Source organism: Curvibacter gracilis ATCC BAA-807 (assembly GCF_000518645.1).
In the GTDB taxonomy this organism is placed as follows: Bacteria; Pseudomonadota; Gammaproteobacteria; order Burkholderiales; family Burkholderiaceae_C; genus Curvibacter; species Curvibacter gracilis.
On record NZ_JADZ01000058.1, the window covers coordinates 1 to 9,684 of the forward strand.

Consider the following 9,684-nt stretch of genomic DNA (forward strand, 5'->3'; position numbering starts at 1 on the left):
GAACTTTCGCGCGCGAAAGTTCCTCGATGCGGCCTTCAGGCCGGGCAAGCGGAGCGCGCAGCGCCGGCACGGCGCGGAGGCGTCAGGGATTGATGCCCGCAGGGGCGAGACGCCGCAGGCGGCTCGATGCGCAGCACGAAAGCCCGGCCCCGCAGGGGAGACGCCCAGGGGTTAATACGGCGGGTCGTCATCCAAGCTGTCATCCACAGCCGGAAACGGGTTAATCCGGTAGCCCAAGTCTTCAATGGTACGGGCGTTGTCGGGTAGCTTGTCACGCATCCAAACCGGGATGCGGCCCTGCGCGAACAAATTGCACTCGGTCGGCTCTCGATCAGCGGTCAGCCACTCAACACGGAATGCCTGCCCGCCGAAGCCGATTCCCTCGCCAAGCACATTCCAGGTGTAATGCACGCCCTGGTAGATCACGCGCTGAATATCGGTGGCGTCGGCCAGCTCGGCCCAATAGGACTCCAGTTGCGAGACGGCATCCGATTTCGCCCGCTCGATCCGGGCCAAGGTGTCGGCGTCAGGGGTCGGACTGGCAGAAAAGGACAGGACTTGACGCCAGCCAGCGGCCGCATCCTCATGCGTGAAACCAGCGTGGATTCGCAACGGCTGCTCGGTAAAGCAATGCCGGGTTTCGCGCGTGTCATCGTTGAGGTGGATTTCCACGGACTGCCGCTTCGCCCGCAACCAAGCCGTTCGCGCGGCCTGCTCCAAGCGGTCAGCCTCGCCCTTCGCGGCCCGGCCTTCCGCATCGAGGCGGGATTGTTCGGCGCTGCCATCTTCGGCATCCACGCAGCGCAGAAAAACAGCGCGATGATGCGCTTTCGCGTCCTCCCAAGCCTGATTTTTGAAAGGGTTCATGGTCAAAATCCAAATAGGTGAATGGTCAGGGTCAAAGAGTCCGGCCTGCCGGTCGGCACCTTTGGGTTGTTACGGCTGCGCGGGAGAGGTGTCCCGCCGCAAGCCCGCCACCAGTACAAGAAATCCCTGCACGGCTTTTTCGGAAGCGGCGCGTGGGTCGTCTGCGCTGGCGATCCACAGCGATGCGCCCAGCAGCGCCCCGTTTATCAGGCGGGCCGTCGCCAGGGGATCGACGGGGCGTATGACTGCCTCCTCGATCAACTTCTGGAGGCTGCGGCGCGTGTTCACGATGCACACGTTCTGGCAGAGCCACTGGGAGGGATCGCCCAGAACCGCTGGCCCGTCCAGCAGGACGATCCGCTGGACTTCGGGCTCGACGGCCATCTTGATGTAGCCAATGCACTCCTGAACGAAGCCGTCCCAGGTGGACTCCGCCTCCTCGACGATGACGGCCAGTCGGCCAGATATCTCTGCATCAATCTGGGCGATGACCGCCTCCAGCAGCCCTTTCTTTCCACCGAAGTGGTGATAGAGCGCTCCGCGCGTCAGTCCGGCTTGGGCCGTCAGCTCATCCATTGAACTGTCCGCATATCCCACGGTTGCGAACGCAGCGCGGGCGGCACTGATGAGCTTGGCCCGCGTTTCCTCAATCATCTCTGCACGCTTTTGTGCCATTAGGTCGTCCTCCGATTTTTCACATGCGAAGTGTATGTAAATGATTGACATACGTTGCGTATGAGTGGATGATAAATGGCATACGTCACGTATGTCAAATTTTATCAACCGGGTTTCGCCATCCCTTCGACCTTCGAGACTGAAAACAATGAGCACATTGCCTTACCTTGCGGTCCTGCCTTCCTGGCGCCGCGCCTTGCCGTTAGCTGCGGCGAGCTTGCTGGCGCTGTCCCTAGCTGGCTGCAATAGCGACGCCGCCGACGCGGTCGCCGCCCCTCCACCCACGGTCAGCGTGGCACCTGTGTCGGTGCGCAAGATCGTCCTATGGGATGAGTTCAATGGCCGCGTCGAGGCGGTGGAAAGCGTTGCGCTGCGGCCACGTGTGAGTGGCTACATCGACAGGGTCAATTACGAAGAGGGCCAGATCGTCAAACGTGGCGACGTGCTGTTCGAGATTGACGCTCGCAGTTACCGTGCTGCTCTGGCTCGCGCGGAAGCAGACTTGGCCCGCGCCCGCACGCAGGCCGCACTGGCACGTAGCGAAGCGGCCCGTGCTCAAAAGCTGGCTTCGTTGCAAGCAGCCTCCACCGAGGAGTTGGAGCAGCGCCACGCCGCCGCCGATCAGGCCCAAGCCAACGTGCAGTTCGCCCAAGCCGCAGTCGAGACCGCCAAGTTGGATCTGTCGTTCACCCAGGTACGTTCGCCCATCACAGGCCGCGCCGGACGTGCACTGGTCACGGCAGGCAACTTGGTGAGTGCTGACGGCCAGGCCAGCATCCTGACCACCGTAGTCTCGCTGAACCCGGTGCACGTGCATTTTGATAGCGACGAGCGTACCTATCTGCGCTACGCCCACATGGCTCGCAACGGAGAGCGCCCCGACCAGCGCAGCGAAAGTATCCCGGTGCAGGTGGGCCTGGTCGGCGAGAACGGCTATCCACACGCCGGAAACGTGGACTTCGTGGACAACCGTGTCGATGCGGCCACCGGCACCATCCGCGCACGCGCCACCCTGGTCAATCCCGACGGCCTGCTTACGCCGGGCCTCTATGCCCGAGTGCGCCTGCCGGGTAGCGGCAGTTTCGAGGCCATGCTGATCGACGACAAGGCCATCCTGACCGACCAGAGCCGCAAGTACGTGTATGTGATCGATGAGAACAACACCGCCCAGCGCCGCGACATCACGCTGGGACGCAAGGCCGAAGGCCTGCGCATCGTCGAGGAAGGTCTAAATCCCGGCGACCGCGTGATCGTCAACGGCATCCAGAAGGTTTCTGTCGGCATGCCAGTGACGGCCCAGGACATTGAAATGGCGCCTGCAGGCCGACAAAACGCCCAGGCGAGCGAATGAGCGCGGAGAGCCAGCCATCATGAACTTTGCCCGCTTTTTCGTGGACAGGCCGATTTTTGCGGCCGTGCTGTCCATCATCATTTTCGTGGTTGGGTTGATCGCGATCCCGCTCTTGCCCGTCAGCGAGTACCCGGAAGTCGTGCCACCCAGCGTACAGGTTCGCGCCACGTATCCTGGCGCAAATCCGCGCGAAATCGCCGACACGGTAGCCGCACCACTGGAGGCATCCATCACCGGCGTGGAAAACATGCTCTACATGAAGTCCGTGGCCGGTAGTGATGGCGTGTTGGTGCTGACCGTCACCTTCCGTCCTGGCACCGATCCCGACGACGCCCAGGTCAAGGTACAGAACCGTGTCGCCCAGGCAGAGCCGCGTCTTCCCGAAGCGGTGCGCCAGCAAGGTGTGGTGACCGTCAAACAGTCCCACAACGAAACGCTGGTCGTGCAGTTGCGCTCGCCGGGCGATCGCTATGACGCGCTGTACCTGCGCAACTATGCCGTGCTCCATGTACGCGACGAGTTGGCACGCATCCAGGGGGTGGGCGATGCCAAGATCTACGGCTCTGGCGACTACGCCATGCGCTTATGGCTGGACCCCGACAAAATTGCGGCGCTGGGTATGACCGCCGGCGATGTGGTCGAAGCCGTGCGCGAACAGAACGTCCAGGTCTCGGCCGGTCAACTAGGTGCGCCGCCCAACCCCTCGGGAAGCGACTTCCTCCTGTCCATCAATGCGCAGGGCCGGCTGGTGACGGAAGAAGAGTTCGGCGACGTCATCGTCAAGACCGGATCGCAGGGTCAGGTCACCCGGCTGCGAGATGTGGCGCGCGTGGAAATGGACGCATCCAGCTACTCGCTGATGTCGTTGCTCAACAACAAGCCTGCTGTCGCGATCTCTGTCCTTGAAGCCCCGGGCGCCAATGCCATCGAAATCTCGGATCAAGTCCGCGCGAAGATGGACGAGTTGGCCAAGCGCTTTCCCGAGGGAGTGGAATGGTCGGTGGAGTATGACTCAACTGTCTTCGTGCGTCAGTCGATCAAGGCGGTCGTCAACACTCTGCTGGAAGCCATCGGACTGGTGGTGCTGGTGGTGATCTTGTTCCTTCAGACTTGGCGTGCCTCCATCATCCCACTGCTAGCCGTGCCGGTGTCGGTGGTAGGCACCTTCGCCGTGCTGCTGATGCTGGGCTTTTCCATCAATACGCTCACGCTTTTTGGACTCGTGCTTGCCATCGGGATCGTGGTGGACGACGCGATCGTGGTGGTGGAAAACGTCGAGCGCAACATCGCCGAAGGGCTGGCGCCGCTGGCTGCGGCCCATCAGGCCATGCGCGAAGTCAGTGGCCCCATCGTCGCCATCTCGCTGGTGCTGTGCTCGGTATTCGTGCCTATGGCATTCCTGTCCGGCGTGACAGGGCAGTTCTACAAACAGTTCGCCGTCACCATTGCGATCTCCACGGTAATTTCGGCCATCAACTCGCTGACGCTGTCGCCTGCGCTGGCCGCGCGCCTGCTTCGCCCGCATGGTGCCGCGCCAGACCTGCCCACGCGGGTGCTGGATCGCAGTCTGGGCTGGATACTCCGGCCGTTCAACCGTTTCTTCCTGCGCAGCGCGGATGGCTATGGAAACAGCGTGTCGCGCATCCTCGGGCGGCGTGGTGCGGTGTTTCTCGTCTACATCGCGCTACTGGTGGCGACGGGAGCTGTGTTCAAGGCCGTCCCTGGCGGATTCATCCCCATGCAGGACAAGCTGTATCTCATCGGTGTCATCCAGCTACCCGAGGGTGCATCCCTGGAGCGCACGGAAGCGCTGGTCCGCCGTGTGAGCGACATCGCGCTCAAGACCGATGGCGTCTACAACGCCGTGCAGTTCCCGGGCATGAACGCCTTGCAGTCGACCAACACGTCCAATAGCGGCCTAGTGTATTTCGTACTCAAGCCCATCAATGAGCGCAAGCACACTGCAACCGAGATTGCGGAACAGTTGAACGAGCGCTTCGCTCAGGAGCAGGACGGTCTGGCCTTTGCCATCATGCCGCCCCCTGTCATGGGGCTGGGCGCGGGTTCCGGGTTCTCTCTTTACGTGCAGGATCGCAACCGTGAGGGCTATGCCGCATTGCAGACGGCGACCACCGAGCTGGCGACGGCCATCTCGCAAGAACCGGGATTCCAATATCCGATCAGTTCCTATCAGGCCAATGTGCCGCAGCTTGACGCCGTAGTGGACCGCACCAAGGCGAAGGCACAGGGCGTGGCCGTGACCGATCTTTTCGATACGCTGCAAGTGTACCTGGGTTCGGCGTATGTCAACGACTTCACGCGCTTTGGCCGCACCTTCCGGGTGATGGCTCAGGCGGACGCACCGTTCCGCAGTTCTGTCGAGGACGTGGTCAAACTGCGCACCCGCAACGCCAATGGCGACATGGTGCCCATCGGCAGCATGGTGGACGTGCGCAAGACATTCGGCCCCGATCCCGTCATCCGCTTCAACGGCTATCCATCTGCCGACCTGATTGGTGAGTCAGATCCGCGTCTGGTGTCGTCATCGCAGGCATTGCAGCAAGTGCAATCCATTGCAGACAAGGTGCTGCCGCCAGGCATGCAACTGGAGTGGACCGACCTCAGCTACCAGCAGGTCACGCAAAGCAATACCGCGCTGGTGGTGTTCCCGCTGGCGGTACTGTTGGTCTTCCTGGTGCTGGCGGCACTGTACGAAAGCTGGACGTTGCCGCTGGCCGTCATCCTGATCGTGCCCATGAGCCTGTTGTCGGCCATGACGGGCGTGTGGCTCGCGGGTGGTGACAGCAACATTTTCGTGCAGATTGGCTTGATAGTGCTGATTGGTCTGGCCTCCAAGAATGCCATTCTGATCGTGGAGTTCGCCCGTGAACTTGAGCGCAAGGGGCACAGCATCCTCGATGCCGCGCTGGAGGCATCACGCCTTCGTCTGCGCCCGATCATCATGACTTCCATCGCCTTCATCGCTGGCGTGGTGCCGCTGATGGTCGGTTCCGGCGCAGGCGCGGAGATTCGCCAGGTTATGGGAGTGACTGTGTTCGCCGGCATGCTCGGCGTGACCTTGTTCGGTTTATTCCTGACTCCTGTTTTCTACGTCGCGTTACGCAGGCTCGCGACGCGCAAGCCACGTCGCCAGGCAAATGTCGCCATGGAGGCCACCCATGTCTGACTCCACAAGGACTGATTCCGTCATGCTTCAAACGCCATCCCGCATCCGACCATGCCTACGTCGGATGCCACATCTGGTACTGCTCCCTTTGGTGGCGTTGACGCTGGCAGCTTGCGCAGTAGGGCCGAATTACAAGGCACCTGCCGCGCCCCAGGCAGTGACGTATGCCCGCCAAGACCCCGTTGCCGTGTCCCAGCTTGTACCGGAGGCCGATGCGCAATTCTGGCGGGAACTGGATGACCCGGTGCTGCACTCTTTGGTGGAGAATGCTCTTCACGCCAATCACGACATCCGCATAGCACTGTCGCGCTACGAGCAAGCCAGCGCACTGTCGCGCGAACGTCGCCAAGACTACTATCCGACGCTGGGCGCGTCCGGTGAAATCAGTACCCAGCGCGCCAGTGCTGCACAAGCACCGGATGCGTCCCGCTCCGACCGGGATAACGATCTGTATTCGGCTGGCCTATCCGTGATCTGGGAATTGGACTTCTTTGGCCGAGTGCGGCGCAGCGTGGAATCGCAGCGCGCCGAGACCGAGGCCAGCGCAGCCGACCTGGCGGGCGTACAAGTGGCTATGGTGGCCGAGTTGACCGACGCCTATTTCCGCTTGCGCGGCTTGCAAGTGCAATTACAGGTCGCGCGGGACAACGAAATCAACCAAGCCGATACGCTGCGGCTGATCGAGGTCTTGTTCGAGAACGGCCGGGGCACGTCGTTCGATGCCGACCGCGCCCGCACGCAATTGGCGCTGACACGCTCGCGCATTCCGCCGCTTGAAGCTGAGGCTGCTGTGGCCGCCCACCGCATTGCCGTGCTCACTGGCCGCACGCCTGCGGCGATGGCCGAAGTGCTGGATCACCCCGCAGCCTTGCCTGAGCTGCCCGCCCAGATCAACGCCGGTGCACCGGGCGATCTACTGCGTCGCCGTCCCGATGTGGCTGCGGCAGAACGTAGGCTGGCTGCGGCCACTGCGCGTATCGGCGTAGCCATGGCAGACCTGTTCCCTCGCTTTACGTTGGGAGGGCTGATCGGCACGCAGGCGTTGGGCTTTGGTTCGTTGTTCGAGCGTGATAGTGAAACGCGAATGATCTCGCTCGGTGTGGGTGGTTCCTTCCTAGACGTGGGCCGGGTGCGGTCGCGCATCGCGGCGGCCAATTCAGCCACTGCCGAAAACTTGGCGGTATACGAGCGCACGGTGCTGCGCGCCATGGAAGAAACCGAGAACGCGCTGGTACGCCTATCGCGCGCGCAGACCGAGAACGCCATGCTGGTACAGGCGACCGAGGCCAGCCGCCGGGCAGCCAAGACGGCTCGCCTGCAATTTGAGGGCGGCGCCATCCATGTTTTGGATGTGCTGAAGGCCGAACGTTCACGCTTGGAGTCCGAAGACTTGCTGGCACAAAGCGCCACCCGCAGGGCGACGGCGTTGGTGGCGGTCTACAAGACGCTGGCCGGCGGCTGGTCACACGCCTTGCCCGGACCGCAGGGCGAGGCAGTCGCGCAGCGCCACAAAAGCGGCGACAGGCCTGAACTGGATGAACTCGGTGAGATGAGCGGCTACAACGCTGCGACTCTCAAACGGCCTTTGTACTGACAACAGGAGGCGAAATGGAGATTCGACACTTACGCTGCTTTCTCGCTGTCGCCGAAGAACTACCCTGGAATTCCTGGGGGACGGCGTGCGGGGCGTCAATGAGGAAAAAATCGACGGTCATGATGTTCTCCGAGTTCCTGTTAATACCGGGCACGGAAAGGCTCGGATTGCCGCCAGTTGCGATCAAAATGGGCCAGATATGCCTTGGCCAGCGCCGGATTATTCCAGTTCACCAGGACATTCTCCGAATTCACGCGCGCGGCCGCGTCGGAGTAGTTGAAGCTCCCCAGCTCGACAGTCTGGCGATCCACGATCAGCACCTTGTCATGGTGGATCGGGTAAGCGGAAATTACGCGCACGTCGCAGCCAGCTTCAGCCAGCGCCGAAAGGGCCGCCCGGCCCTTTCCGCTCCGGTCGTCGGTGACGTTGTTCTTGTAGTCGGCCACCAGGGAAACGGCCACCCCGCGCTTGGCCGCGCGCAGCAGCGCGGCCACCACGCGCGGGCTGGTGAAGCTGTAGGACAGTGCCTTGATGTCTGTCTTCGCGGAGTCGATGACGCGAAGCACCAGGGCCTCGGCCCCGCCTTTGGGAGAAAAGCCCACCTCGATGGAGCCGGCCGCAGGCACGGATACGGGCGCGGCTGTCTCGATGGCATCGGCCAGCTCGCGCAGCACGCCGGGCTTGTAGGCGGAAGCGGAGCCGGCCCAGCTCAAGGCGAGGCCGGCGAGGATCACAGGAAGGAAGCGAGAGGGTTTCATGGGGTAGCTCCAGGAAGTTCGATCAAGCCGCAAGGCGCAGCTCGTTGAGGAAGTCAGCGGCCACCACGGGGCAGACGGCATTGCCCAGCAGGTGCATGGCATCGCGGTGGACGTTGGGGAGGACGTAGGACGGCGGAAAGCTCATAGCGTCCCGTGCCTCGGGCACGGCAAGCATTCGCATCCGGTCGCCCTCGATCACGGCCCAGCGGTCGCGGGTCGTGATGGTGCCGACAGGCCGGTGGATGCTGCGGCCAGTGAGGCCGCTCCCGCTGGAGTAGTACGGGATCAAGAAGCGGTCGCCGTGCGCAGCACGGCCCGCCGCGATCTGGCGCAGCGTCTTTTCGCTGCGCCTGGGCGTGGCGATCGGACTCCACGGGTGGGCATCCCACTGGATCACGTCGGCAATGGGTCGGTGCTCGCGGCGCGGCAGGCTCAAACGCAGCGGCCGCCGCGAGCGTGTGCAGACCAGGAACAGGCGTTGCCGGTTCTGCGGCACGCCATGATCGGCCGCATCGACCAGATGCGGCGAAACGGCGTAGCCCAGCCGGCGCAGCGCATCGCGCCAAGCCGGATAAAGCACCCACTTCTCGAAGTCCGGCACGTTCTCGACCAGGATCACCGGGCTGCGGTGATATTCCGCGCAAGCCACCACGGCCCAAGCCGTGCTGCGCAGCGCGTCATGGTGCGGCCGTTCGCGGCCTCTTGCCCTCGAATGCCCTTGGCAGGCTGGCGAAGCCAGCACAACATCATGCGCGGGCACCGCGCGCCAGTCGGCTTGCTGAAGGTCTTGGCACTCGTGCCAAGTGTCCGGGTGGTTGGTCTGGTGGTACTGAACAGCGAGCGGCCAATGGTTTGCGGCCCACACGACGCGCGCGCCGGCAAGGCGCGCGCCCTCGGTGAAGCCACCGGCCCCCGCAAAGAGGTCGATGCAGCGCATGGGTCAGAATTCCGTGGTCAGGGTGCCATCGGGGAGGCGCTTCATCAGGTCGAAGCCGTTATCCGTCCCGCCGCAGCTCTCCAGCTCCTTCAGCGCCGCCTTGAAAGTGTGGTGGTCGCTCCACACGTCTTCGGCATCGGTGCCGGCGTTCTCAACGATCACCCATTGCGGGTAATCCGTGGCTTGGGCGGTGGTGTTGGCCTGGGCGACGTGGGCGGTCTGCATGGTCGTTTTCCTTATGCGGAAGGGTTGAAGATGGTCTAAGCGGCTGGGGTCTGGTCTGCTCACCGTCACCCCTGCCGGGGCATCGCCTCA

At 63.0% G+C, this 9,684-nt stretch carries 8 protein-coding genes; 3 read left to right on the forward strand and 5 right to left on the reverse strand.

Features of this window, described 5'->3' with window-relative positions; translation table 11 throughout:
* Positions 1-171 precede the first annotated feature (171 nt).
* Both L880_RS0125230 and L880_RS0125235 read right to left on the reverse strand, forming a co-directional pair.
* Positions 172-867 (reverse strand): hypothetical protein, encoded by a 696-nt coding sequence (locus L880_RS0125230; protein WP_013723333.1) that lies wholly within the window; start codon positions 865-867, stop codon positions 172-174.
* Between the two features lie 69 nt (positions 868-936).
* Entirely contained in the window at positions 937-1,542 is a 606-nt protein-coding gene (locus L880_RS0125235; protein ID WP_023047514.1) for a TetR/AcrR family transcriptional regulator, read from the reverse strand.
* Positions 1,543-1,690: 148 nt separating this feature from the next.
* On the opposite strand from L880_RS0125235, the gene L880_RS0125240 reads away from it, so the two are divergent.
* The 3 genes from L880_RS0125240 (at position 1,691) to L880_RS0125250 (ending at position 7,674) form a co-directional block, all read left to right on the forward strand.
* Positions 1,691-2,893, forward strand: coding sequence for an efflux RND transporter periplasmic adaptor subunit (locus L880_RS0125240; RefSeq protein ID WP_023110674.1), 1,203 nt, complete (start codon positions 1,691-1,693; stop codon positions 2,891-2,893).
* A 19-nt stretch (positions 2,894-2,912) separates the two neighbouring features.
* Complete coding sequence (locus tag L880_RS0125245) at positions 2,913-6,080, forward strand: efflux RND transporter permease subunit (RefSeq protein ID WP_027477986.1); 3,168 nt, start codon at positions 2,913-2,915, stop codon at positions 6,078-6,080.
* A gap of 64 nt (positions 6,081-6,144) precedes the next feature.
* The gene (locus tag L880_RS0125250; protein ID WP_027477987.1) at positions 6,145-7,674 is read left to right on the forward strand and encodes an efflux transporter outer membrane subunit; all 1,530 of its coding nucleotides are present in this window, start codon (positions 6,145-6,147) and stop codon (positions 7,672-7,674) included.
* A 140-nt stretch (positions 7,675-7,814) separates the two neighbouring features.
* On the opposite strand, the gene L880_RS0125255 is transcribed toward L880_RS0125250, so the two are convergent.
* The 3 genes from L880_RS0125255 to L880_RS0125265 are packed head-to-tail and all read right to left on the reverse strand — an operon-like array spanning position 7,815 to position 9,594.
* On the reverse strand, positions 7,815-8,432 hold the full coding sequence (locus tag L880_RS0125255; protein WP_013723328.1) for a phospholipase D family nuclease: 618 nt from the start codon (positions 8,430-8,432) through the stop codon (positions 7,815-7,817).
* 22 nt (positions 8,433-8,454) lie between these two features.
* A complete protein-coding gene (locus tag L880_RS0125260; protein ID WP_009242154.1) occupies positions 8,455-9,369 on the reverse strand; it encodes a DNA cytosine methyltransferase in 915 nt (304 codons plus the stop codon).
* A gap of 3 nt (positions 9,370-9,372) precedes the next feature.
* On the reverse strand, positions 9,373-9,594 hold the full coding sequence (locus L880_RS0125265; protein ID WP_004637279.1) for a hypothetical protein: 222 nt from the start codon (positions 9,592-9,594) through the stop codon (positions 9,373-9,375).
* Positions 9,595-9,684: the final 90 nt, after the last annotated feature.